22 protein-coding genes are annotated in these 24,366 nt (G+C 61.1%); 14 read left to right on the top strand and 8 right to left on the bottom strand.

Going from position 1 to position 24,366, the window contains the following annotated elements; all coding sequences use genetic code 11:
* Positions 1-16: 16 nt before the first annotated feature.
* A complete protein-coding gene (gene eat / locus FIV38_RS10175) occupies positions 17-1,381 on the bottom strand; it encodes an ethanolamine permease (RefSeq protein ID WP_092235173.1) in 1,365 nt (454 codons plus the stop codon).
* Between the two features lie 398 nt (positions 1,382-1,779).
* On the opposite strand from eat, the gene kdpF reads away from it, so the two are divergent.
* From kdpF to FIV38_RS10145, 6 genes are all read left to right on the top strand, one after another.
* A complete protein-coding gene (gene kdpF / locus FIV38_RS10170; RefSeq protein WP_032863112.1) occupies positions 1,780-1,869 on the top strand; it encodes a K(+)-transporting ATPase subunit F in 90 nt (29 codons plus the stop codon).
* An 8-nt stretch (positions 1,870-1,877) separates the two neighbouring features.
* Positions 1,878-3,572 carry a potassium-transporting ATPase subunit KdpA gene (gene kdpA, locus FIV38_RS10165; protein ID WP_092235176.1) on the top strand — a complete coding sequence of 565 codons (1,695 nt, stop codon included), beginning with the start codon at positions 1,878-1,880 and terminating at the stop codon, positions 3,570-3,572.
* Positions 3,573-3,577: 5 nt separating this feature from the next.
* Positions 3,578-5,641, top strand: a complete 2,064-nt coding sequence (kdpB, locus tag FIV38_RS10160) for a potassium-transporting ATPase subunit KdpB (RefSeq protein WP_092235179.1) — start codon at positions 3,578-3,580, stop codon at positions 5,639-5,641.
* 63 nt (positions 5,642-5,704) lie between these two features.
* Positions 5,705-6,250 (top strand): potassium-transporting ATPase subunit KdpC, encoded by a 546-nt coding sequence (gene kdpC / locus FIV38_RS10155; protein ID WP_029300757.1) that lies wholly within the window; start codon positions 5,705-5,707, stop codon positions 6,248-6,250.
* 52 nt (positions 6,251-6,302) lie between these two features.
* Complete coding sequence (locus FIV38_RS10150; protein ID WP_092235182.1) at positions 6,303-8,954, top strand: sensor histidine kinase; 2,652 nt, start codon at positions 6,303-6,305, stop codon at positions 8,952-8,954.
* Between the two features lie 49 nt (positions 8,955-9,003).
* Positions 9,004-9,699 carry a response regulator gene (locus tag FIV38_RS10145; RefSeq protein WP_070995179.1) on the top strand — a complete coding sequence of 232 codons (696 nt, stop codon included), beginning with the start codon at positions 9,004-9,006 and terminating at the stop codon, positions 9,697-9,699.
* A gap of 124 nt (positions 9,700-9,823) precedes the next feature.
* Here FIV38_RS10145 and FIV38_RS10140 read toward each other — a convergent pair whose 3' ends face one another.
* Positions 9,824-10,861, bottom strand: coding sequence for a patatin-like phospholipase family protein (locus FIV38_RS10140; RefSeq protein WP_029300796.1), 1,038 nt, complete (start codon positions 10,859-10,861; stop codon positions 9,824-9,826).
* A 216-nt stretch (positions 10,862-11,077) separates the two neighbouring features.
* Between FIV38_RS10140 and FIV38_RS10135 the strand changes: the two genes are divergently transcribed.
* The 3 genes from FIV38_RS10135 (at position 11,078) to FIV38_RS10125 (ending at position 13,113) form a co-directional block, all read left to right on the top strand.
* Complete coding sequence (locus FIV38_RS10135) at positions 11,078-11,356, top strand: hypothetical protein (RefSeq protein ID WP_029300795.1); 279 nt, start codon at positions 11,078-11,080, stop codon at positions 11,354-11,356.
* Positions 11,357-11,451: 95 nt separating this feature from the next.
* The gene (locus tag FIV38_RS10130; RefSeq protein ID WP_070995441.1) at positions 11,452-12,213 is read left to right on the top strand and encodes a CHAD domain-containing protein; all 762 of its coding nucleotides are present in this window, start codon (positions 11,452-11,454) and stop codon (positions 12,211-12,213) included.
* A 102-nt stretch (positions 12,214-12,315) separates the two neighbouring features.
* Positions 12,316-13,113 (top strand): acyl-CoA thioesterase, encoded by a 798-nt coding sequence (locus tag FIV38_RS10125; protein WP_029300793.1) that lies wholly within the window; start codon positions 12,316-12,318, stop codon positions 13,111-13,113.
* 7 nt (positions 13,114-13,120) lie between these two features.
* Here the strand turns inward: FIV38_RS10125 and FIV38_RS10120 are convergent, their stop codons facing one another.
* The 3 genes from FIV38_RS10120 to FIV38_RS10110 form a co-directional block, all read right to left on the bottom strand.
* Positions 13,121-13,483: an Mpo1-like protein gene (locus tag FIV38_RS10120; protein WP_092235185.1), complete on the bottom strand. Its 363-nt coding sequence runs from the start codon at positions 13,481-13,483 to the stop codon at positions 13,121-13,123.
* 145 nt (positions 13,484-13,628) lie between these two features.
* Positions 13,629-15,110, bottom strand: coding sequence for a methyl-accepting chemotaxis protein (locus FIV38_RS10115; RefSeq protein WP_092235188.1), 1,482 nt, complete (start codon positions 15,108-15,110; stop codon positions 13,629-13,631).
* A 96-nt stretch (positions 15,111-15,206) separates the two neighbouring features.
* A complete protein-coding gene (locus tag FIV38_RS10110; RefSeq protein WP_070995443.1) occupies positions 15,207-16,013 on the bottom strand; it encodes a TatD family hydrolase in 807 nt (268 codons plus the stop codon).
* A 235-nt stretch (positions 16,014-16,248) separates the two neighbouring features.
* Here FIV38_RS10110 and FIV38_RS10105 point away from each other — a divergent pair, with 235 nt between their 5' ends.
* The 3 genes from FIV38_RS10105 to FIV38_RS10095 all read left to right on the top strand — a co-directional run bounded on the left by FIV38_RS10105 (position 16,249) and on the right by FIV38_RS10095 (position 18,763).
* Entirely contained in the window at positions 16,249-17,670 is a 1,422-nt protein-coding gene (locus tag FIV38_RS10105; protein WP_092235191.1) for an MltF family protein, read from the top strand.
* Between the two features lie 103 nt (positions 17,671-17,773).
* Entirely contained in the window at positions 17,774-18,208 is a 435-nt protein-coding gene (locus tag FIV38_RS10100) for a DoxX family protein (protein WP_029297954.1), read from the top strand.
* A gap of 246 nt (positions 18,209-18,454) precedes the next feature.
* Positions 18,455-18,763, top strand: a complete 309-nt coding sequence (locus FIV38_RS10095) for a hypothetical protein (RefSeq protein WP_029297956.1) — start codon at positions 18,455-18,457, stop codon at positions 18,761-18,763.
* Positions 18,764-18,772: 9 nt separating this feature from the next.
* On the opposite strand, the gene FIV38_RS10090 is transcribed toward FIV38_RS10095, so the two are convergent.
* The 3 genes from FIV38_RS10090 to FIV38_RS10080 form a co-directional block, all read right to left on the bottom strand.
* Positions 18,773-20,566 (bottom strand): Gldg family protein, encoded by a 1,794-nt coding sequence (locus FIV38_RS10090; RefSeq protein ID WP_092235194.1) that lies wholly within the window; start codon positions 20,564-20,566, stop codon positions 18,773-18,775.
* A 156-nt stretch (positions 20,567-20,722) separates the two neighbouring features.
* Positions 20,723-21,307: an ABC transporter permease gene (locus FIV38_RS10085; RefSeq protein WP_329606293.1), complete on the bottom strand. Its 585-nt coding sequence runs from the start codon at positions 21,305-21,307 to the stop codon at positions 20,723-20,725.
* Complete coding sequence (locus tag FIV38_RS10080) at positions 21,304-22,230, bottom strand: ABC transporter ATP-binding protein (RefSeq protein ID WP_092235197.1); 927 nt, start codon at positions 22,228-22,230, stop codon at positions 21,304-21,306. Before FIV38_RS10080 ends, FIV38_RS10085 begins: the two co-directional genes overlap by 4 nt.
* Before the next feature lie 308 nt (positions 22,231-22,538).
* On the opposite strand from FIV38_RS10080, the gene FIV38_RS10075 reads away from it, so the two are divergent.
* Together FIV38_RS10075 and greB are read left to right on the top strand one after the other, a co-directional pair.
* Positions 22,539-23,723, top strand: a complete 1,185-nt coding sequence (locus FIV38_RS10075; RefSeq protein WP_092235200.1) for a hypothetical protein — start codon at positions 22,539-22,541, stop codon at positions 23,721-23,723.
* A 138-nt stretch (positions 23,724-23,861) separates the two neighbouring features.
* Entirely contained in the window at positions 23,862-24,335 is a 474-nt protein-coding gene (greB, locus tag FIV38_RS10070; RefSeq protein WP_029297967.1) for a transcription elongation factor GreB, read from the top strand.
* The last annotated feature ends 31 nt before the right edge of the window (positions 24,336-24,366 follow it).

Genomic DNA, 24,366 nt, shown 5'->3' with positions numbered 1-24,366 from the left:
GTTCTGCCTCGCTGGTTTAGAGCCCGGTCAACATGGCATCTGCCGGTGCGTCGGCGCGGTCTTGGGCGGTCAGTTGGAAGTAGATGAAGCCTGCGGCCATGAACCCAAGGAAGATCAGGCCGATCAGGGTGTTGAACCACGCCATGGCGACCAGGCAGACCAATGCCAGGATCAGGGCGATCGCCGGCACGATGGGGTAGCCCGGTGCGCGGAAAGTGCGTTCCAGCAGCGGTTCGCTCTTACGCAGCTTGAACAGGCTGAGCATGCTCATGATGTACATGACGATGGCGCCGAACACCGCCATGGTGATCATCGCCGCGGTAAGGGTCATGCCGCCGAGGTTGATCAGGCCGTCGCTGTAGATCGCGGCGATGCCCACCACGCCGCCGGCAAGGATGGCCCGGTGGGGTGTCTGGAAGCGTGACAGCTTGGCCAGAGAGGAGGGCAGGTAGCCGGCGCGGGCCAGGGCGAAGAACTGGCGCGAGTAGCCGAGGATGATGCCGTGGAAGCTGGCGACCAGGCCAAACAGGCCAATCCACACCAGCATATGCAGCCAGCCGGAGCTTTCGCCCACCACGGTCTTCATCGCCTGGGGCAATGGGTCGTTGATGTTCGACAGGGTGCGCCAGTCGCCCACGCCGCCAGCAAAGAACATCACGCCCATGGCCAGAAACACCAGGGTCAGGATGCCGCTGATATAAGCCTTGGGAATCGTGCGTTTCGGGTCCTTGGCTTCTTCGGCGGCCATGGCGGCGCCTTCGATGGCGAGGAAGAACCAGATGGCGAAGGGGATCGCGGCAAAGATTCCGGCAATCGCCGGCGCACCAAACGTATCGGAACCCGCCCAGCCGTTGAGGGCGAAGTTGCTGAAGCTGAACGCCGGTGCGACCACGCCCATAAATACCAGCAACTCGGCTACGGCCAATACGCACACCACCAACTCGAAGGTCGCGGCGAGTTTCACTCCCAGAATATTCAAGCCCATGAACACGAAGTAGGCCCCGACCGCTGCGTGTTTCGGGTCGAGTGCCGGGAATTGCACATTCAGATAGGCGCCAATGGCCAGGGCAATCGCCGGCGGCGCGAAGACAAACTCGATCAAGGTGGCCAACCCGGCGATCAACCCACCTTTCTCGCCGAAGGCCCGACGGCTGTAGGCAAACGGCCCGCCGGCATGGGGAATCGCGGTGGTCAGCTCGGTGAAGCTGAAGATGAAACAGGTGTACATGGCGGCGACCATCAATGACGTCACCAGGAAGCCCAGCGTCCCGGCCACGCCCCAGCCATAGCTCCAGCCAAAGTACTCGCCCGAGATCACCAGCCCGACGGCGATGCCCCACAGGTGCAAAGTGCCCAAGGTGGGCTTGAGTTGTGTGTTCATTGTGTTGCTCCCTGAACGGTTTGGAATGTTTCAGGACATTGCAGCGGCCATGCCAGCTTGGAAAAGGGTGTCGTAAAGGGCTGGAACTGTCGTGTGGGAGATAGTCTGTTGTTTGAGACCGTTATTTCGTGCACCAGGGTAGGGCGGTGGTGGATATGCTGACGCTATCGCGGGCAAGCCCGACTCCCACAGTTGATCGGGTACGTCATTTGGAATGCGGCCAACTGTGGGAGTCGGGCTTGCCCGCGATAGCGGTCTCAACAGCCCCACAAACCTCACGTCCACCCCACTCTTTACGCCATCTTTACGCCCCCTCCACCCCCTCGCCCTCGCTCCTTTACACCCCTCCTGCGGACAATGCCCACACGCGGCAGTCGCCGTATGACGGAGAAACTTCCATGAGTGTTCTGGACGGGGTGTCACTGCTATTGGCCGTGGCGCTGTTCATTTATCTGCTGGTTGCGCTGTTGCGCGCGGACCGGGGCTAGGAGCGGCTATGCACAGTTATGACTATTGGCTGATCATCGCCTTCTTCGCCGTGGTGCTGGTTCCGGCGCCATTTCTGGGGCGGTTCTACTACAAGGTGATGGAAGGGCAGCGCACCTGGCTGACCCCGGTTTTCGGGCCGGTGGAGCGCGTCTGTTATCGCGTGGCCGGGGTCGATGCGCAGCAAGAGCAAAGTTGGCAGAAGTACATGCTGGCCCTGCTGGCCTTCAACCTCGCCGGATTTTTACTCCTCTTTTCGATCCTGCTCTTCCAGGACTACTTGCCCCTCAACCCCCAGCAATTGCCCGGGCAGGAGTGGACGCAGGCGTTCAACACCGCGGTCAGTTTCATGACCAACACCAACTGGCAGTCCTACAGCGGTGAGGCGACTCTCAGCTACCTGAGCCAGATGGCCGGCCTGACCGTGCAGAACTTTGTCAGTGCCGCCACCGGCCTGGCCGTCCTTGTCGCCCTTTGCCGTGGGATTGGTCGCAAGTCCGCCAGCACCCTGGGCAATTTCTGGGTGGACATGACCCGCGCCACCCTCTATGGCCTGCTGCCATTGTGCCTGCTGCTGGCGTTGTTCCTGGTGTGGCAGGGCGTGCCGCAAACCTTCGCCCACTACGTTGATGCGCTGACCCTGCAAGGCGTTGATCAAGTGATCCCGCTCGGCCCGGCCGCCAGCCAGATTGCGATCAAGCAACTGGGGACCAACGGCGGTGGCTTCTTCGGTGTCAACTCGGCGCACCCATTCGAAGACCCGACGGCCTGGGCCAACCTGTTTGAAGTGGCGGCGATCATCATGATCCCGGTGGCGCTGGTTTTCACCTTTGGCCACTACGTCAAGGACCTGCGCCAGAGCCGCGCGATCCTTGGCTGCATGTTCGCGCTGTTCCTGATCGGCGGCTCGGTGTCGTTGTGGTCCGAGTATCAGCCTAACCCGACCCTGAGCAACCCGGCCGTGGAGCAGACTGCGCCGCTGGAAGGCAAGGAAGCGCGCTTCGGCACCACCGGTACGGTGTTGTGGTCGGTGACCACCACGGCGGCGTCCAACGGTTCGGTCAACGGCATGCAAGACAGCCTCAGCCCCCTGAGCGGGATGGTGGCGCTGGTCAATATGATGGTGGGCGAAGTGATCTTCGGCGGCGTCGGCGCCGGCATGTACGGCATGTTGCTCAACGTGCTGATCGCGGTATTCCTCGCCGGCTTGATGATTGGCCGCACCCCGGAATACCTCGGCAAGAAACTCCAGGCCCGGGAAGTGCAACTGCTGGTGGTGACCCTGCTGGTAATGCCGGTGGGCGTGCTGGTGCTCGGCGCGATTGCCGCCAGCGTGCCGGCTACCGCTGCGACCATCACCAACCCCGGCCCCCATGGCTTCAGCCAGTTGCTGTACGCCTACACCTCGGCCAGTGCCAACAACGGTTCGGCGTTTGCTGGCCTTGGCGCCAACACGCCGTTTCACAACCTGATGCTCGGGTTGGGCATGTTGATCGGGCGCTTTGGCTACATCCTCCCGGTGTTGGCCCTGGCCGGCAGCCTGGCGATGAAGAAAAGCGCACCGATTGGCCAGAACAGTTTCCCGACCCACGGCCCGTTGTTCGTGACGTTGCTGACCGTGACCATTTTGCTGGTGGGCGGCCTGACGTTCCTGCCAACGCTGGCACTGGGCCCTATCGCTGAACACCTGAGCATGGGCTTCTAAGGGGTATGAACATGAATATGCCTGTAAACAATGCCGCTCCGCTCAAGACCCAGGAATCGGCCAAGACTGCGATCTCGGCCCTGTGGCGCCCTGCGTTGGTCCAGGCGTTCGTCAAGCTGGACCCGCGCCAGTTGAAGCGTTCGCCGGTGATGCTGGTGGTTGAGCTGACCGCGATCCTCACCACGGTGCTGTGCCTGGTGCCGGACAGCAGCGTGCCGACCTTTGTCGCGGTGCAGATTGCCCTGTGGCTGTGGTTCACCGTGCTGTTCGCCAACTTCGCCGAAGCCCTGGCCGAGGGCCGTGGCAAGGCCCGCGCCGATAGCCTCAAGGCCGGCAGTGAGGGCCTGAGTGCGCGGCGCCAGGAGGCCGATGGCAGCTTCAAGGTGGTGCCCGCCACCAGCCTGCGCAAAGGTGATGTGGTGCGGGTAGCGGCCGGGGAAATGATCCCGGGCGACGGTGAGGTCATCGAAGGCATCGCGGCGGTCAACGAAGCGGCGATCACCGGTGAGTCCGCGCCGGTCATCCGTGAATCCGGCGGCGACCGCTCGGCGGTCACCGGCAATACCCGGTTGGTCTCGGACTGGCTGGTGATTCGCATCACCGCCAACCCTGGCGAGTCGACCCTGGATCGCATGATCGCCCTGGTCGAAGGCGCCAAGCGCCAGAAAACCCCCAACGAAGTGGCGTTGGATATCCTGCTGATCGGCCTGACCCTGATCTTCCTGCTGGTGGTCGTGACCTTGCAGCCATTCGCCCACTTCGCCAATGGCAGCCTGCCCTTGGTGTTCCTGGTGGCGCTGCTGGTCACGCTGATTCCCACCACCATCGGTGGCCTGTTATCGGCCATCGGCATCGCCGGCATGGATCGCCTGGTGCGCCTCAATGTGATCGCCAAGTCCGGGCGCGCCGTGGAAGCGGCGGGGGACGTGCATGTGCTGTTGCTGGACAAGACCGGCACCATCACCTTTGGTAACCGGCGCTGCGCTGGCATCTATGCCGCGCCCGGCGTCAACGGCAAGGAGTTGGCCGAAGGCGCGCTGCTGGCCTCGCTGGCAGATGATACGGCGGAGGGCAAATCCATCGTCGAATACCTGCGGGCCCTGCATCCGTACACCGAGCCCTCGGTGCAAGAGCTGACGGGCGTGCCGTTCAGTGCCGAAACGCGCTTGTCCGGTGTGGACTATCAAGGCCGCGTCTACCGTAAAGGCGCTGTCGATTCGCTGCTGGCGTTTATCGGCCAGAAACGCCAGGACCTGTTGCCGGCACTGTCCCGGGAAATCGACAAGATCGCCCAGAGTGGTGGCACCCCGTTGCTGGTGTGTGCCGACGGTAAACTGCTCGGCGCGATCCACCTCAAGGACGTGGTCAAGCCCGGCATTCGCGAGCGCTTTGCCGAGCTGCGCAAACTGGGGATCCGCACGGTGATGGTAACCGGCGACAACCCGCTGACCGCCGCCGCGATTGCCGCTGAAGCCGGCGTGGATGATGTGCTGGCGGAAGCCACGCCGGAGAAGAAACTGGCGCGCATCCGCCACGAGCAAAACGACGGGCGCCTGGTGGCCATGTGTGGTGACGGCGCCAACGACGCCCCGGCCCTGGCCCAGGCGGACGTGGGCATGGCGATGAATGACGGGACCCAGGCGGCCCGCGAGGCGGCGAACATGGTCGACCTCGACAGCGACCCGACCAAGCTGCTGGACGTGGTGCAGATCGGCAAGGAATTGCTGGTGACCCGGGGCGCGCTGACCACCTTTTCGATTGCCAACGACGTGGCCAAGTACTTCGCGATCCTGCCGGCGCTGTTTGCCTCGATCTACCCGCAACTGGGCGTGCTCAACGTGATGCACCTGAGCAGCCCGCAGAGCGCGATTCTGTCGGCCATTGTGTTTAACGCGCTGATCATCGTGGTGCTCATTCCTTTGGCGCTGCGCGGTGTACGGGTGCAGGCAGCGAGTGCGGCGGCGTTGCTGCGGCGCAACCTGTTGATCTATGGCGTGGGCGGGCTTTTGGTGCCGTTCGCCGGGATCAAGGCGATCGACATGCTGCTGACCGCGCTGCACCTGGTCTAACCCAGCCCTGTAGGAGCCGACAAGCTGGCTCCTACAGGCCACGAATCAATTGAGGAAGATGAAATGTCCAGTACGATCCGTCCGGCCTTGAGCCTGTTGGTATTGATGACCCTGATCACTGGCGTGGCCTATCCGCTGGTGGTGACCGGCGTCGCCCAGGTGGCCTTTCCCGACCAGGCCAATGGCAGCCTGGTGCGCGATGCCGAAGGCAAGGTGCGCGGCTCCAGCCTGATTGCCCAGGAATTTACCGGCGAGCGCTGGTTCCACTCGCGGCCGTCGGCAGGTGCGTTTGCCACCGTCTCCAGCAGCGCCAGCAACCTTGGCCCGAGCAATCCGGCGCTAGCGGCGCGGGTGTTTGACGACGCCGCTAAAATTCAGGTGCCAGGCCAGGGCCCCGTGCCCCTGGCGCTGTTGACGACCTCCGGCAGTGGTCTTGATCCACACTTGCCACCGCAGGCAATTGCCTATCAACTGGCGCGGGTGGCGGCGGCACGGCAGTTGCCGGTGTCGACCCTGGAGCGCTTGATGGACGAGCATATCGAACAGCCGCTGGTGGGGCCGCCGGTGGTGAATGTACTGGCGCTGAACATGGCGCTGGAAAAGTTGTAAACCATGGCGGCAGCATGTTCCCCACATCACTAACTGAAAGAAGACTGTTCCCATGAGTGACTCCGGCCGCGCCGACGCCCTCCTAGCCGACCTGCCCAAGCACGGCCGTGGCCGGCTCAAAGTATTCCTCGGTGCCGCCCCCGGCGTGGGCAAGACCTACGCCATGCTTCAGGCGGCCCACACCCAACTGCGCCAGGGCGTCAAAGTGGTGGCCGGGGTGGTCGAGACCCATGGTCGCGCCGAGACCGAGGCCTTGCTCAGTGGCTTGCCCCAGCAACCGCTGCTGCGTTCTGAGTACCGTGGGGTGATGCTTGAAGAGATGGACCTCGACGGCTTGCTCGCCAGCAAGCCCCGGCTGGTGCTGGTAGACGAACTGGCCCACAGCAACGCCCCCGGCAGCCGCCACGAAAAGCGCTGGCAGGACATCCAGGAACTGCTCTCCGCCGGCATCAACGTGTTTACGACGGTCAACGTCCAGCACCTGGAAAGCCTCAACGACCAGGTGCGCGGTATCACCGGCGTGCAAGTGCGCGAAACCCTGCCGGACTGGGTGTTGCAGGAAGCCGATGAGCTGCTGCTGATCGACCTGCCATCCCGCGAGTTGCTGGAGCGCCTGCGCGACGGCAAGGTCTACGTGCCGGAGCAGGCGCGGGCCGCCATCGATGCATTCTTTACCCAGACCAACCTCATGGCCCTGCGCGAGTTGGCGATGCAGACCGCCGCCGCTCACGTGGATGACGATCTGGCCCAGGGCTACCGGCAACTGGGCCAGGCCGCGCCGACCGTGCGCGGCCGTCTGTTGGTGGGGGTGGATGGCGATGCCGAGGCCGAACGCCTGGTGCGCCACGCCAGCCGTGTGGCCCAGCGCCGGCATTTGCCCTGGAGCCTGGTGCATGTGGACAACGGCCGTATGCGCGACGAGCAGTCGCGGCTGCGCCTGCAAAACGCCCAGCAGTTGGCTGAGCGCCTGGGTGGCGAAGTGGTGTTACTGCGTGCCGGCGAAGTGGCCAAGACCCTGATCCAGCACGCGGCCGAACGCCGTGCCAGCCTGGTGCTGGTGGGGCAGTCGCGCCCGCGCTGGCGGCGCCGACTGTTCGGCGGCGGTTTGGCGGCGCGCTTGCTGCGCAATGCCCGGGGCCTGGAAATCAACGTCCTCGACAGCGATGAAACGCCGGTGCCGCCACGCTTGCCCGAGGTGCGGGGCCTGGTGTGGTTCGACTACGCCCTGGCGCTGCTGGCAACCGTGCTGGCCAGTGCATTGGCGTGGGGGGTGTCGAGTATCCTGCCGCTGCCCAACATCTCCCTGGTGTTCCTCGCGGCTGTGCTGCTGGTGGCGGTTCGCAGCAGTCTGGGCCCGGCATTGGCCTGTGCGGCGCTGTCGTTCATGACCTATGACTTTTTGTTTATCCCGCCGAATTTTTCCTTTGCCATCCAGCGTGAAGAAGATGTGCTGACGCTGTTGTTTTTCCTGCTGATGGCGGCGCTGACCGGCAACCTGGCTGCGCGTCAGCGTCGGCAACTGCAAGCCCTGCGCGACACTCAGGAAGAAACCAGCGAGCTCCTCGACCTGTCGCGCAAACTCACCGCCGCCACCGACCGCCAAGCGGTGATCAGCGCAGCGGCCCATCATCTGCAGGGCTGGAGCGATTTGCAATTGTGCCTGGTCAATCGCGACGGGCCCAGTGAGTGGAAAGTCGAGACCGGTGGGCCGATCACCTTCACCGAAGCCGAACGTGCCGCCGCCGACTGGGCCTGGCAGCACGACCAACCGGCGGGCATGGGCACTGGCACCTTGCCGTTTGGGCGTTGGTGGTGGTGGCCGTTGTCCGCTGAAAATGGTCCATTGGGTTTGCTCGGCGTCAGCCCCAAGGCCGGCCTGGAACTCAGTGGCCAACGTCGGCGCCTGCTCACGGCCTTGAGCCAGCCATTGGCTCAGGCGCTGGCCCGTGCCCAGCTGGCGCAGAATCTGGAGGCCGCCCGTTTGCATGGCGAGACCGAGCAACTGCGCAGCGCCTTGCTGGCTTCCGTGTCCCATGATCTGCGCACGCCGCTGACCTCCATGCGCGGTAGCATCGACAGCCTGCTGGCCCTGGGCGAAGCCATTCCCCTGGAAGATCGCCGTGAGCTGCTCGAAGGCACTCGCGACGAAGCCGAGCGCCTGGACCGCTATATTCAGAACCTGCTGGACATGACCCGTCTGGGCCATGGCGCCTTGAAGTTGGCACGCGACTGGGTGTCGCCCGGCGATATCGTCGGCAGTTCCCTCGCCCGGTTGCGCGCGGTGCTGGCGCCGTTGCAGGTGAGTACCGACGTGCCGCCCGAGTTGCCGCTGCTGTATGTGCATGCCGCCTTGATCGAGCAAGCCCTGGTCAATGTGCTGGAAAATGCCGCGCGTTTTTCACCGCCCCATGGTCGCTTGCAACTGCGTGCCGGTGTGGCGGACCAGGCGTTGTTTTTCTCGGTCAGTGATGAAGGCCCGGGGATTCCTGAAGAGGAGCGGGCGAAGATTTTCGATATGTTCTACACCGCCGCCCGCGGCGACCGCGGCGGGCAGGGCACCGGGCTCGGCCTGGCAATCTGCCAGGGCATGGTCGGCGCCCACGGCGGGCATATCAGCGTGGCCGAGGGCATCGAGGGGCGGGGCACGTGCATCACCTTGTTCCTGCCATTGCAGACCCAGCCGAGCCTGGAAAGTGAAGCGTGATATCAGGTGCGCTACTCTTATTTTTTTTCAGCGATTGTGACGGAACACCATGAGCCAGACTGCGACGATTTTGGTCATTGATGACGAGCCGCAGATCCGCAAGTTCTTGCGCATCAGCCTGGCGTCCCAGGGCTATAAGGTAATTGAGGCTGGAACCGGCGCCGAAGGGTTGGCCCAGGCCGCATTGAACAAGCCGGACCTGCTGGTGCTGGACCTGGGCCTGCCGGATATGGACGGCCAGCAGGTGCTGCGTGAGTTGCGCGAATGGTCGACAGCCCCGGTGCTGGTGTTGTCGGTACGGGCCAGCGAAGGGCAGAAGGTCCAGGCGCTGGACGGTGGCGCCAATGACTATGTGACCAAGCCGTTTGGCATTCAGGAGTTCCTGGCCCGGGTCCGTGCGTTGTTACGCCAGGCGCCTGTCGGAGAAGCCCAGCAGGCGGCGCTGCAGTTTGGCCCGCTGACGGTCGACCTGGCCTATCGGCGGGTGTTGCTGGACGGTGTCGACGTGGCCCTGACCCGCAAGGAATACGCGGTGCTGGCGCAACTGGCGCGTTATCCAGGCCGGGTGATTACCCAGCAACAGTTGCTCAAGGACATCTGGGGCCCGACCCATACCGAAGACAGCCACTACCTGCGCATTGTGGTGGGGCACTTGCGCCAGAAGCTGGCGGATGACCCGACCCAGCCACGCTTTATCGTGACCGAGGCGGGGGTGGGGTATCGGTTGTTGGGGGCTGAGGGCTGAGGGATTGTGGTGGCTGGACCGGCCTCATCGCGGGCAAGCCCGCTCCCACCTTTTGAATGCATTCACAAATATGAATGTGGGAGCGGGCTTGCCCGCGATAGGGCCCCAAGCCCCAGCGAAGCTCTCAACTCTGCTCACTCTCATACCGATCCAACGTATCACTGGCAATCTCACGCCCCAGGGCGATCAGTTCCGGCGCTTTGTAGAATTCAAAAAACCGGCACACGCGCTTGGGCACGTTGATCAGCACATCCGGCGGGTAGCCCGCGATTTTGTACTGGGCCAACGATGTCTGCATCACCTCGAAACTCTGGTTGATCAGATCCAGCAGCGATGCCGGCCCCACGTTGTCGATGATGAACGAACCGGTAGCGGATTTCGGTGCACCAGCGGACTCTGGGGCGGCGGCCGGTTGCTGGGCTTCGGGCTCGGCGCCCTCGAGCCAGGGGTTGATATCAGCGGCTTGCGCCTGCAGCGCTTCCTGTTCCAGCAACAGCAGTTGCTCGGCCTGCTTGCGTCGAAACGGCAGGTGCGAACCCAACGAGCGCACCAGGTTGTCGAAGCGGCTCTTGAACGCCGGCGGGCGCTGGATTACCGGCAGGGTGTAGTGCTTCTGGTTGGTGGCGTTGAGGTTGACCGCAATGATCAGGTCGCAATGGCTCGACACCACCGGCACGATTGGCAGCGGGTTGAGCAGGCCGCCGTCCACCAGCATGCGGTTGCCTTGCATCACCGGGGTAAACAGGCTGGGAATCGCCGCCGAGGCGCGCATGGCCTGGTGCAGGCAGCCTTCCTGGAACCAGATTTCCTGTTGGTTGGTCAGGTCGGTGGCGACGGCGGTGTAGGGAATGCGCAGGTCTTCGATATTGATCTCGCCGACGATCTTGCGGATCTGCCCGAAGACTTTTTCGCCGCGTATCGCGCCCAGGCGAAAACTCACATCCACCAGGCGCAGCACGTCCAGATAGTCCAGGCTTTCGATCCAGTTGCGGTAGTCCTTAAGCTTGCCTGCGGCATAGATCCCGCCGACCACCGCGCCCATGGAGCAGCCGGCGATACAGGCGATTTCATAGCCGCGCTTTTCGATCTCTTCGATCACCCCGATGTGGGCATAACCCCGCGCTCCACCGGAGCCCAGGACCAATGCAACGCGTTTTTTCATGATCGGATCCTTCGCAAAACAGCTGTCCACAATGCACCCAACCAGGGGGCTGCTTCAATCCTAGCTGACAAGAGTGATTATTTTCATAAGCCGAGCTAGTTGCTCGGGTATGCTTTGGCTATCGGCGCTAGGCATTTCAGGCTGTGTGATAAGGCACTTTTCGATGTAGGCAACGTCTACATCCCACGACTGTTTTCTTTTCTTGAGGTGTCATTGATGAAAGCCTGGATGTGTTTGCCTGTGATTGTGTTGGCCCTGGCCGGTTGTGCCGGCAAAACGGCCTATCGCGATAGCTGCGGCAGCCAGTTGGATGCGGCGTGGCACGAACTGGATTTGGCCAAGGCTGAAGGTTTCGCCGGCACGGTCAGCTATTCCAAGGCTCTGTCGTTGCTGACTGGCGCCAAGACCCAGCAACAATTCGAAGCGTTCGAAGGGTGCGCCAGCAAGGCGGAAAAAGCCCGTTTCTATATCCGTGAGTCGCGCGCCGGGCGTTGATCCGAGTCAGCGCAACATGCCGGGGTAGTGGTTAAGGTAGTTCCAGACGCCTGTTTTGCGCAGGTACATGGACGTTGTTTATCAGGGGAAGCAGCATGTCGGCGTTGGTGGATCAGTTGGTCACCCAGGTCATTGGCCTGGAAGTCGGATTGTTGAGTTGCCAGGCGCGCCTGGCGGCGGTTACCGATGACGAAGCGCTGCATGACCTGCGCACCACGGTGCGGCGCCTGCGCAGCCTGCTGCGCCCCTTGCGCGGGCTGCCCGGCGTCGAGCAACTGGAAGCGGCCGCCAGCGCAGTCGGCCAATTGACCACGCCGTTGCGCGACCGTGAGGTGCTGGCGGCGTACTTGCAGCAGCACGGTTATCACGACGCTGCGGCGCGGCGTCTGCGCCAGCAGCCACAAACCTATCGGCAGGTGGCGCAAAGCCCGGAAGTCGCACAACTGCTGCTGATCCTGGATGCCTTTCCCCGCTTTATCCGCGCGTCAGATCATCAAAAACTACTCAAGGGGCTGCGGGCGCGCATCGAAAAGCGGCTGGCCAAGCAATGGCAGACCCTCGATGCGGCCCTGCACGATCCCGGTCACGACCGCCATCGCCTGCGCTTGTTGATCAAGCGCGTACGTTACGCGGCCGAGGCTTATCCGCAATTGGGGCAATTGCCGGCCAAGGCCATGTCCCGTCTCAAATCCGCCCAAGGCGCACTGGGGGATTGGCATGACTGCTGGCAATGGCTGGCGCAGGCCGAACACCAGGCGGATCTGCAACCTTGTGTTGCGGTCTGGCATCGCACCATGGCCCAGGCCGAAGGCAAGGCGGATCGGGTACTGGATAAGCTGGCGGCGGAGTGTTTCTGAGGCGGCGGCTTATCTGTCTGGGTATTTGGCCGGAATAAGCGCTGTACCTGGCTGGCACGCTGGTTAAGATCGCACAATCGATTTTCTTGATGTGAGGTCGCCATGCGCTTTAGTGATTTGCTCGACGCCGCCCGTAATAACCCGCTGGACGTGTCTATCCCGGCGCAATGGGCCCAGGGCCGTGCCACGTTTGGCGGCCTGGTCGCCGCCTTGCAATACGAAGCCTTGCGCGCCCAGGTGCCGGCAGACCGGCCGTTGCGTTCGTTGGCCGTGACGTTTGTTGGGCCGGTGGCGCCAGACGTCTCTGCCAGCTATCAAGTGGAAGTGCTGCGCGAAGGCAAGGCGGTCAGCCAGTTGCTGGGGCGGGTGGTGCAGGGTGGGGAAGTAATGACCCTGGCACAGGCCAGTTTCGGCGCATCACGGCCTTCGGAGATCGACGTGCCAGCACTGCCCGCGCCAACCTTCAAGCATTGGGACGAATGCCAGGAACTGCCCTATATCAAAGGCGTGACGCCTGAGTTCATGCGCTACCTGGCAATGCGCTGGAGCGTCGGCGGTTTGCCGTTCACGGGCAACAAATCCCGGGAGATGGGCGGCTGGGTGCGTTTGCGCGGGGATGTGAAGGAGGAGCCTTTGACCGAAGCGCATATCCTCGCGCTGGTGGATGCCTGGCCGCCGGCCCTGCTACCGCACCTGAAGCGGCCTGCAGCGGGCAGCACCCTGACCTGGACCATCGAATTCATCCAGCCTCTGGCGCAATTGACGACCCTGGATTGGTGCCAGTACCACGTCGAGATCGAGCATGCCCGCGACGGCTATGGCCATGCCGCTGCGATGTTGTGGGGGCCTGACGGCCAGTTGATCGCCATCAGCCGCCAGACCGTGGTGGTTTTCGCCTGAGCCCGCCTTAATGGTGGTGGCGCTGGCGCCAGGCTTGCCACCAGCGGCCACTGAGGACAAAGCGCGGAAAGGTCACGAACTGCTCGACCACCAGGCGTTGCACCGCATCCCTACGATCACTGAATGGCTCGCTGGCCTGGGCTTCCAGGCTATGGCCATGACGTTGCAGGGCCAGGCCGGCCAACACGCCGACCACGCCGATGGCAAAGCTGGCCAAGCTCAGGCTGAACACCCCGGACACAATCAGCAGAAACCCGACGATGAACAGCGGTACTGCAATCAGGTGCAACACCAGGTTGGTCGGGTGCTGATGGTTCTGCGGGTAGGCGCGCCATTGCCAGGCCGGGAGATTGGGGTGACGTTTGCCCATGATTATAAATCCTCTGTCCATTGATACTCGATGAACAGAGTCTAGGTGGGGCGGGCAGGGGCGGCGAATTGGGGTTGGCTATGGGGGTTATAGCCAATTGACGGGTTCAGCCAACGGCAAGCGTTGGCTGAACGGCAGGCAAACCTCACAACTTCAGTTGACCGATCGCCTTGCTCAACTCGCCAGCCAGGGTCGCCAGTTCGTTGCTGGTGGTCGCAGAGTCCACGGTCTGTTGCACGGTGTTTTCTGTGACATCACGGATGCTCACCACCGCACGGTTCATCTCTTCGGCCACATGGCTTTGCTGTTCGGCGGCGACCGCAATCTGCGTGTTGCTCTCGCGCATTTGCGCCACGGCGCTGGTGATTTCCGCGAGTGAGGCGCCGGCTTCCTGGGCCTGCTGCACGCAGTCATCGGCCTTGAACGAGCTTTCCTGCATAAAATCCACCGCATCCCGGGTGCCGGCCTGCAGGGCCGAGACCATGCGCGTGATCTCATCGGTGGAGCTTTGCACGCGCTTGGCCAGGTTGCGCACCTCATCGGCCACCACGGCAAAGCCGCGGCCCATCTCCCCGGCGCGGGCGGCTTCGATGGCAGCGTTGAGGGCCAGCAGGTTGGTCTGTTCGGCGATGCTATGGATCACCCCGACCACGCCGTTGATCTTCTGACTGTCCTCGGCCAGCTTCTGGATCATCTCGGCGGTTTGCTGCACGCCGGTGGACAATCCGGCAATCGAACGCTGGACCCGGGTCACCACTTCCTGGCCGCTGCCGGCCAGGGTGTCGGCGGTCTGCGACAGGTCCCGTGTGGCGCCGGCGTGCTGGGCAATGTGATACACGGTGGCGGTCATTTCATTGATCGCGGTGGCTGCCTGGTCCGTCTCGCTTTGCTGGCCGAGCATGCCGTGCTGGACTTCATTCATGCTGCTGGCCAGGCGCGCAGCGCCGTCGTCCAACAGTTTGGCGGTGCGCGCCACGGTACTGACCACCCGCTGGTAGCCGGCCTGCATGGCGTTGAACGCGCTGGCCATCTGCCCGACTTCGTCCTTGCAGGCCAGGGGAACGCGGGCCGAGAGGTCGCCGGTTTTTTCTACGTGCAGCATCACGTCTTTCAAGGTGTTGAGTTGGGCGAGCAAAAAGCGGATCAGCAGTTGCGAGGCACAGAGCATCGCCAGCATCAGGATCAGCACCGCCACCGCGTAGTTGGTGAAGCGTTCGGTAAACACCTGGCTCAGGCTCGGCGCATACGCCAGTACGGCGATTTGCTGGCCGTCGGCGCGGGATATGACCTCGGCGCCCAGCAACGGGTTTTCGCCGAACAGCGGCATAGAGTTGAACTCGACCCAGCCATTGGCCTCGCTGAGGGCGGACAGGTCCTGGTCTGCCAGTTCGGGAGCCAGGCCCCGCTGGAACACCAGCCAGTGCTCGTCCTTGGGCAGCGGCTGCCCCGCCGGCCATGCGCCGAGCAAGCGCCCCTGGGCTTGTGCCGAGGCTTGGGAGGCATGGCTGCGGGCCTGTTGCTCAAGGTGCACGGCATACAGCACCAGCAGCAGCGTGGTGATGAAAGCGACCGCATTCACGGCCCAGAATTTGTACTTCAGCGAGATATTGCTAAGCCAGGCACCCATGGAAGGTTTTCTCTGATAGCGGAAACAGTTTTGGCAAGGTGCCATTATTGTGCCGCTATTCGGAAAAAGGGTGTTGATGTGGGTCAATGCGCCGCGTCAATCCAACGCAGGCAGGCCGAAAAACGCGCGGGAGCAGGCGGTGCTGTGTTGGGCCAGGTCTTCCAGGCTTTCTTCGCGGTGCAGGGCCACTTCGCGCAACACCTCCGGCAAGTAGGCTGGCTCGTTGCGCCCGTTCTTCGGTTTGGGCCGCAGGGTGCGCGGTAGCAGGTAGGGCGCGTCGCTTTCCAGCATCAGGCGGCCCCGGGGGATTTCCCTGACAAGCGGGTGCAGGTGTGTGCCACGGCGTTCGTCACATATCCAGCCGGTGATACCGATATGCAGGTCCAGGTCGAGGTAGCTGAACAGTGCGCGTTGTTCGCCGGTGAAGCAGTGCACCACGGCGGCGGGCAGTTGATCGCGGTAGTCGCGCAGGATCTCCAGCAGGCGCTGGTTGGCGTCCCGTTCATGGAGAAACACCGGCAAGCGCAGTTCGACGGCCAATGCCAGGTGGGCTTCGAGGACTTTTTCCTGCTGGGGGCGGGGTGAGAAGTCACGGTTGAAGTCCAGCCCGCATTCACCCACGGCACGCACCCGGTCCTGGCTGAGCAGGTCACGCAGTTGCCGCTCGCTGTCGGCATTCCAGTCGCTGGCGCTATGGGGGTGAATGCCCGCGGTGCTGAACAAGCGTCGGGCGCTTGGATCCAAGCGCTGGCACAGTTCCAGGGCTTGTTCGCTGCCGTGCACGCTGGTGCCGGTGACTACCAGCTGGCCCACGCCGGCGGCATAGGCGCGGTCGAGCACGGCCTGGTGTTTGTCGTCGAAACTGGGGTTGGTCAGGTTGACGCCAATATCAATGAGTTGCATGGTGCTATCTCCGCCTGCGGCCGGAAAGTCTATCAGAGCTGTGGATTTATAAGAAAAGCCAAGAACTACAAAGAGTTATCGCTGTCTTTGAACGTCGCAAGTCACACCGTGGTTGGCCGAAGGCCTGCTGCTGTGACACCCTTGCGCTCAAAGTCTGCGCCTCTGGCGCTCTGTTTCTGTCCCCCAATGTGGCGTGTTTCGCGGTGCATGGGGCCTTGTTCTTTCCGGAGAGCGGATGATCCGACCCTCGGCATTGCTCATGGTATGCCTGACGCTACTGCTGCCCAACGCGGCGGTCGCGCGTCTGGACGGGCCGCTGGAAGTGACCAAGCCGGGCAAGGTCCGCGACCTGGCCGAAATCCGCAGCAGTCGCACGTTGCGCGTGCTGGTCAACCAGAGTCGCAACAGCTCCGGTGAAGTCCAGGGCCAGTCAATTGGTGTCGAGTACCATCGCCTGCGGGCCTTCGAACACTACCTCAATGGCCGCGCCCGCGATGGCCAGGAAATCAACCTCAAGATCATTCCCAAGGCCAAGGATCAGTTGCTGGGCGCGCTGGCCCGTGGCGAAGGTGACCTGGTGGCGCCCGGTGAGCTGCTGGATGTGACGGCTGCCCACAAGATCAGCAGCAGTGACCCGATTGCCAGTGACGTGCCGCTGTGGCTGGTGGGTCTCAAGGGCGAGCGGCGGTTTACCCGGTTGGAGCAACTGTCCGGGCGCACCCTGGCCCTGACCACGGGCAGCGCAGCAGGGGAGGCGGTCAACCAGATCAACCAGAAGCTGGCGCTGCGCAAGCTGCCGCCGGTCAAGGTGGAATGGGTGGACCCCAGCCTGGCGGTGGAAGATGTGCTGGAGATGGTCCAGGCCGGGATCTTCCACCTGACCATTGTCGAGCGACCGATTGCCGAGCGCTGGTCGAAGATCCTGCCCAAGTTGCGTTTCGACAAGCAAGTGGCGATCAGTGAGCCGGGTGAGGAGTACTGGTTCGTGCGCCAGGATGCGTCGATGCTGCGGGCGAGCATCGACCGCTTCCTGAAAACCTACAAGACCCCGTCAGACCAGGATGTAGCGTTCCAGCGTATCTATCGGCGCCTCTACCAAGTGCGTTATCCCTTGGCACGGGCCGATCGCCAGCGCCTCGAAAAGCTGCGCCCGGTCTTGCAAAAACATGCCCGGGAACAGGGCATGGACTGGCTGAACCTGGCGGCCCTGGCCTTCAAGGAATCGTCCCTCAATCCCGCCGCGAAAAGTGGCAGCGGGCCCACAGGCCTGATGCAGATCACCCCGTCGGCCGCCCAGCGTGTGGGGGTCAACAATATCCAGACTCTGGACAGCAATGTGCAGGCAGGGGCGCGCTACCTGGCGCTGATCCGCCGCAAGTTCTTCGCCAGCCCCAAGCTCAACGAGCGCGAACGTATGGCGTTCGTCCTGGCCGCCTACAACATGGGCCCGGAACGGGTGCAGGGCATGCGCGCCGAGGCCAGGCGTCGGGGGTTGAACCCCAATCAGTGGTTCTTCCAGGTGGAGCGCATCGCCATGGAGCAGGTTGGAATGGGCGGCGTCAGCTATGTTAATAGCGTGAACAAGTACTACTTGGCGTTTGATCGGGAACGGGACTCCCTGGAGCCGGTGGCGACCAAGATCGTCTCACGCAAATAATCTAATTAATCGATATTGATTAACGCTATTTTCGGCTTTTATCATTCTATAAACTGATTAATATAGCGGCCAACCAACCCCATCATCGAAAAGGATTATCTACATGAGCCCAATGATCAGAAACGTTCTATCCACCCGTGCAGGCTTCGGCTTGACTGTCCTGCGGATTTTCGTCGGCATCATCTTTGCCGCCCACGGTTCGCAAAAACTCTTTGGCTGGTTCGGCGGTGGTGGCCTGGCGGGCACGGCGCAGTGGATGGAGAGCATCGGCCTGGCCCCAGGTACGCTGATGGCGCTGTTGTCGGGCGGCACTGAGTTCTTTGCCGGCCTGGCACTGATCATTGGCTTGCTGGCACGCCCAGCGGCGCTGGGTCTGACGATTGTCTCGCTGGTGGCGATATTCTCGGTGCATATCAGCAACGGTTTGTTCATGGCCAACAACGGCTATGAGTTCGCCCTGGCGCTGCTGGGCGGCACGGTGGCGGTCCTGTTCGAAGGTGCTGGCAAACTGTCTGTCGATCGCGCCATCGCCAATTGATCTTGCAGCACACGTGTTAAAGGCCCGCCCGTGCGGGCCTTTTTCGTTGTAGGGGATTCTTGACACCGCCCCACCGGCTTCTCTAGGATGCTGCATGCGCCGATTTAAACAGCTAATTGCGGGGCGCCACAGGGACTCACTGCAGCCCCGACAGAAGCCTGCTCCAGGTTTCGAAATACCGCTAAAGCGCTGGTTCGGTGTTGCCTCTCACCTGCCCGCAGACTTTTGAGGCAGAGACACGACACGATGAATGCACTACGACCTCTTGTACGCCTGGCCCCGATCACTGCGGGCCTCACTCAGCGCAACCCTAAAATCCTGCTTGGCGGCAAGCACCAACCGACGCTATTGCGTTACCTGGATGGCTGGCCCCGCCGTACTGGCCGCCCTTCGGCTTTCTTGATCCAGTTTGTCGAAGACGGCGAGTCCCTGGCGCGCTTTGCCACGAACAGCTTTGACCTGGCGGTGATCCAGGCGCCCAACGCCGACGATGCCGGTGAGTTCATCCGACACCTGACCCGCGTAGCGCGCCAGGGTTTGATTACCCGCCGCTGACCGCGACGCTCAATAGAACGCTGCGGCGGGTGGATGTTGGCGGCGTCGGTGCGAGATGAGAATCCCCAGCCCCAGCAGGCTCACTATCAACGGAACAGTGACGATAGTGAGCAGGGCTACCGTGCGCTCCAACTGCCGGACGTCCTTGTAGGCTCCCTTCTTCAGGGTGTGAAGTTCCAGGCGCAAGCGCAGGCGTTCTTTGTTCAGCGCCTGCAACAGCGTATTGGAGGAAAGGGCCTGGCTTCCCAGCCTCGATAAAGGCGCGTTGAGCGTCTGCCACTCCTTTTCTGCCTGGTCCAGACGTTGCTCCAGAAGGTTGGCTTTTTTCCGGTAGGACTGCGCGGCCTCGTTGCGCATTCTGTCCAGCAACCCAGGCTGTGGCCCGTCGCTTGCGCGGGGGCTGATAGCGCTTAGTGTGTCAGGCGCCGCCAGGTTATCCAGGGTGTTGAAGACAAACCTGGCGTTGCCCGGACGCTGCGCTTGGTGTCCATTGGCAGTGCGTGCGGCCAGCCAGACGCGGTCACTGAGCAAGTCAGTGTCGGCAACTAGCACTACATGGATATTGGCGGTTTTTTGCAACGTCGCTTTCTGGCCGTTGATGCCGTCAGGAAAGGCGGAGTAGGCGGGTCCCTGTATCCGCGCGGCGATCACACTCGACCGGCCGCGCATGGCGGCCTCGCTGAGCATGGCGTCGAACCCATCCTGTTGGGCGAAGCGTGCGCCATCGAACGTATAGGCTCGCTCGGAGCTCCAGAGCAGGGGAGTGAAGGTGGTGCGGCTTTTTTTCAGGGGCATGAGCGTACCGGAATTCAATAGTGTCACCCTGTCAACGCCCCAACTGCTGATATCGCTCTGCGCCATTGATTCTCGGGTCAGGGTGAGCGCCCCTGGATGGCGTACGGGGGCTTGGCCGTTCGCCACCACTACCGGCGTTGCGTAGAGGCTGTCTGCCAAAACCTGGTTCGCTGGCACCTGCACGCCCCATGCGGCGAGCAGGTTTTGCTGGCCAGGGTTCTCGGTGGTTGAGCCCGGTTCATTCAGGGGGTCGATAAACATCAGCAGCTTGCCCCCAGCCAGGACAAATTGATCAATGGCAAAAAGCGCTTGTTCCGGTAGTCGAGCGGGCTGCACCACCATCAAGGTCTTGATGTGCCCGGGGATACGCGAAATGTCGCTGCCCAGGCTCACCAGATTGAACTGAGCGCGGATTTCCTTGAGCAACTGCCAAGGCGGTATGATTTGCTGATTGCGTTCATCCCGGCTGCCGTCCACGGTTAAGCCGCTGATCAGGCCGATTACTGGCTGTTCCTGGCGTGCGACGTTGTGGATCAAGTGGCTGATCCCATACTCCAGGAAGTTCGCCTGGGCCGGGTCGAAGCGTTCGATTTTCTGAGGTTCATGGTTGGCGCGGGTGCCGATGAGCCCGAACAGCCCCTGCGTTCTATCCAGGCCCAATGACTCGGCCTGGTACTCCTCCTCTGAAAAGGGCTCAGGGTCAATCAGGTGCAGCGTGATGTTGCCGTTTGATGCGCCTTCATAGGCTTTGAGCAGCAGCGCGATGTACGCGCCATGGCTTTTCAATGCTTCACTCTTGCGGGCGTGACTGGCGTTGAAAAAATGCACCTCCATGGGGGTTTCAAGCCCCGCGAGCAGGGCCTGCGTCGAAGGCGACAGGGTATGGATTTTTTTCTCTGAGAGGTCCAGGCGGTAGTTGGGCAGCTTCAGTGCCCAAACCAGGTTAAAGGCAAGAAAAAGCAGGACGATGACGATCAACGTCACGCCGAAGTTCATGAGGTTCCTCATGGGGGGTTCCTTTCTCAGCTTTTCCTGAAATTTAAAGTAAGGGTGGTTGCGGTGAGGAACGCAATGATCATGCTTATGAAGTACAACGTGTCATGCAGCGTCAGAAGGCCGCTATCTATCGAGCTGAAACGTATCTGTGGATTGAGTGAAATCAAACTATCGATCAGCCAGATGGGCGCCTGATGGTCCAACATATCCAGAACTAGTGATAGCAGTGCTTACTGCAAATAGTAGCGCGAGTGTGATCACAAAAATAATCAGACGATTATAGGCCAGTACACAGATGAGGCAGGCGAATGAAAGATAAGCACCTGCCAGTAGCCAACTCCCGATGGACTGAGCCAAGATGGTCGAATTGTCCGCGACGCCCAGATAATTTATGGTAATGACCAGTGGGAAGTTTAATAAAATCGTGAGCGCACAGAGTGTCCAGGCGGCCAGGAATTTTCCCAGTGTCAGCTCCAGGGCGGAGACTGGCAGGGTGCTTGTAAAGCAAAATGCATCGTCTTTGTGCTCGTTTGCCCAAAGCAGTGTTGAAATAATAGGAATGAAAAAAAGGTAAAGCCAAGGATGGAACTGAAAAAAAGCGTGTAAGTTTTCCGGAGTTTTTTCCAGGAAGTTTCCTACAAACAAGCCGAGCACAGTGTTGGCAATCAAGAAAGTCGCGATGCTTAAGTAAGTGGTCGGGCTCGACAAGTAACTGCTTAGTTGCCGCTTGAATATCACGGGTAGACGTTTCAATTGAGTGCCTCCTGGCTCAAGTGGTGGATGACATCGCTCAGGCGCCCCGGCTCAAGGCTCAAGGTATTGATCTTCCAGCGACGGTTGGCGACCAGGGCATTGACGTGTGGATAGATGATTTGCCCTGGCATCGCGAGCACGGTCACGCTGCCGGCGGTATGCCGGTCTTCCTCTATGCCGGCCACTCCCGGGAGAACGGCCAGCGCCAGCAGGTCGAGGGGGGCATCGGCGGCCAGGGTGATTGCCTGGTAATAGTGCGAACTGCGCTGTAGCTCGCTGACCGGGGCATCGGCCAGCAATCTGCCCTCGGCCATAACCAGCGCCCGTTGACAAGTACACGAGAACTCTTCGGGATTGCGCGAGGCGACAATCACCGTCATGTCTTCGGCCAGGGACTGGATGAGCGTCCCGACCTTTTGCTTTTGCAAGGGGTCCAGGCCTGCTGTGGGCTCATCGAGTAACAGCAACCTGGGGTCATGCAGGATGGCTTGGGCCAGCGCCACTTTGCGTTGGTGCCCCGCAGGAAGGGTGGCGATAGGTGAGTCAAGTACTCGCCAGAGCTCTAGGCGGGTGATTGCCCGATCCACCATCTTGCGCTTTTGCAGGCCATGCAGCCCGCGAACTTCGGCGATGAAACCGAGGAAGTTCTTGACTGTCATGTTGCCGTGGCCGAGTGCCGCTTCAGGTTGATAACCTATTATTTTTTTCGCTCTTATGGGGTGGGTTGAGATATTTGTGTCATGTATTTTTATGGTGCCGGAAGTTGCCTTGATTGCGCCTGAGAGCAATTTGAGTAATGTGCTTTTGCCTGCGCCCTCATGTCCAAACAATCCCAGGCATTCCCGGGAGGTAACGCTGAACGTCAAGTTGTCGATGGCAATCGTCTGTCCTGTTTTTTTTGTTAGATTTGTTATTTCGATCATTGGGCTTTTCTACTTGGTTGTTTGCCGGGGCATGCTGAGTAGACGGGGCTCTATAAGCCAGTGTCTTCGGTTTGAGAATTGCCGAACGTTGTGGGAAAAAGTACTGATCAAGTGTTTAAGGCGCTGCTTTGTTAAAAAATGGTACGTTCAATAGGGGCGTTTGGAAACGCTGAGTCGCTGGAATAAGGTAAGTCCTACATGTGCCTCAATCACTCGCTGAAACAATTGTGTTGTTCTTGGTGATATGTTGATTTTGATTTCATAGATGGCGTGTATATGAAGTACTACCGTAAAGGAGTCCGATACTCATGATGCTTCTGCGTACTCTTGTTCTTGAACATTCTGGTCATGATTCCCCGGTTAACGGTGCATTGCTCTGTTGCTTTGCGGTACCGCAAATCGCTGCGAACTTTCTTGTCTATAGCCTGGACGAAGAGGTCGAGCCTGGGAGTTCGCGGGTCTATATCGCTGCACTGCGCAGAAAGGCCGAGCGGTATTTTCTAGGAGGGATCGAGTCCAAGGAGAACCTGCAACTGGCGATGAGCGTGCTCAAGCAGATCATCACCCTGGCCACCGCATCCGGGGTCAAGGATGGCAATTGCTCGGCGTCACAGGTGGCGTATCACTTCATTGACTTGAAGGGCAGCAAGCTACCGACGGCGAGGCCTGAAGATCACCACTCGCTGATGATCAAGAAGGTATTGGTGATGAAGGTCATCACCCTGGGGACTTCAGTCATTGGCCTGCCTGCGATCGAGAGCGCCGAGTTGATTGTGCCGTCCATTCGTTTCTCGTCAAAAATGGTGTCGCCGCCCAATCCGGCAAATCGTAATGAGGCTGTGACGCAGGAGCCGGACGAGGAACCGGCCGTAGTTCTGCCGGCGTTAATCCCTGAGGAGCCATTACCTACTCCGACGAAGGCGCCGCAGCCCGAGGAGCCGGCTCCGCGAGTGCAAGAGCCTGTGGCACCTGCCGAAGCCGTGCCGCCATCCGTGGTCCCGGATCAGGCGACCCTGCATGAGGTGGATACCACGCTGACCAATCTTGCCCGGGTGGCGCAAGAGTTGACGCAACAGAAGCGTGCGGCGTTTGAGCAGCAGGAGGAACTTGAGCAGCAGAGAAGCCAGTTGCTACGGGAAAAAAATGCATTGGCGCAGGCCAATCAACAGTTGGCGGCGCTGGAAACTGACTTGCAGCAAAGAACCCTGGCGTTGAAGGGGCGTGAAGAGCACCAGGCGCAGGTGCAGCAGGCAGAACAACGCCGTCTGGAGGGTTGGGCACGTCAGATCGAAGATGAGTCGTTCAGGCTGCAGGCGCTGGACCGTGCGACCCAGCAACAGGCTGAGCAACTGGCGAGCAACATGGGGCAGTTGTCGGGCCTGAGGGGCGATCTGCAGGCGGTGTTGAATCGCCTGGACGCCACCTTGTTTCCCGAGCAAAAGGTCGAGGTGCAGCGCGGCGTGGATGCAGGCAGTTTGCCTGGTTCCGGTTGACCCTGGGAATCAGGCCTGGCTACTTTCTGGCGTTCATTTATTATCAAGGCCGACCAGTTGCCGTCAGGCAGCCAGTGCATCTTTGGTGGATGTAGCGCTGGTTTGAACCAATGGAAGTTTGCGGGGGATGTGACGCTTTTGAGTACCAAGCTGATTACCAAAGAAGGTCATGAAGCGCTGAAGAAGGAGCTTGATTACCTGTGGCGAGAAAAGCGTCCTGATACCACGCGCAAAGTGACTTGGGCAGCTTCCCTGGGAGACCGCAGCGAGAACGCCGACTACCAGTACAACAAGAAGCTGCTGCGCGAAATCGATCGTCGGGTGCGTTACCTGCGCAAACGCCTGGAAGATATGCGCGTGGTGGAATACATGCCCGAGCAGGAGGGCAAGGTGTTCTTCGGGGCTTGGGTGGATATCGAAAACGAGCAGGGGGAGACCAAGCGTTTTCGAATCGTGGGCTATGACGAGATTTATGAGCGCATGGACTACATTTCCATCGACTCACCCATGGCCAGGGCGTTGCTGCGCAAAGAGGTGGACGATGAAGCCATTGTGCAGACGCCAGGCGGTGAAGTGTGCTGGTGGATCACCGGCATCGAGTACATCAAGTAGCAGCCGACTTGCTGGCGATGGCGCCTTTAGT

The sequence above is a fragment of the Pseudomonas proteolytica genome, assembly GCF_007858275.1.
GTDB lineage: Bacteria > Pseudomonadota > Gammaproteobacteria > Pseudomonadales > Pseudomonadaceae > Aquipseudomonas > Aquipseudomonas proteolytica.
Note: the sequence above shows the minus strand (reverse complement) of the source record. Positions and strands in the feature narration are given on the sequence as shown.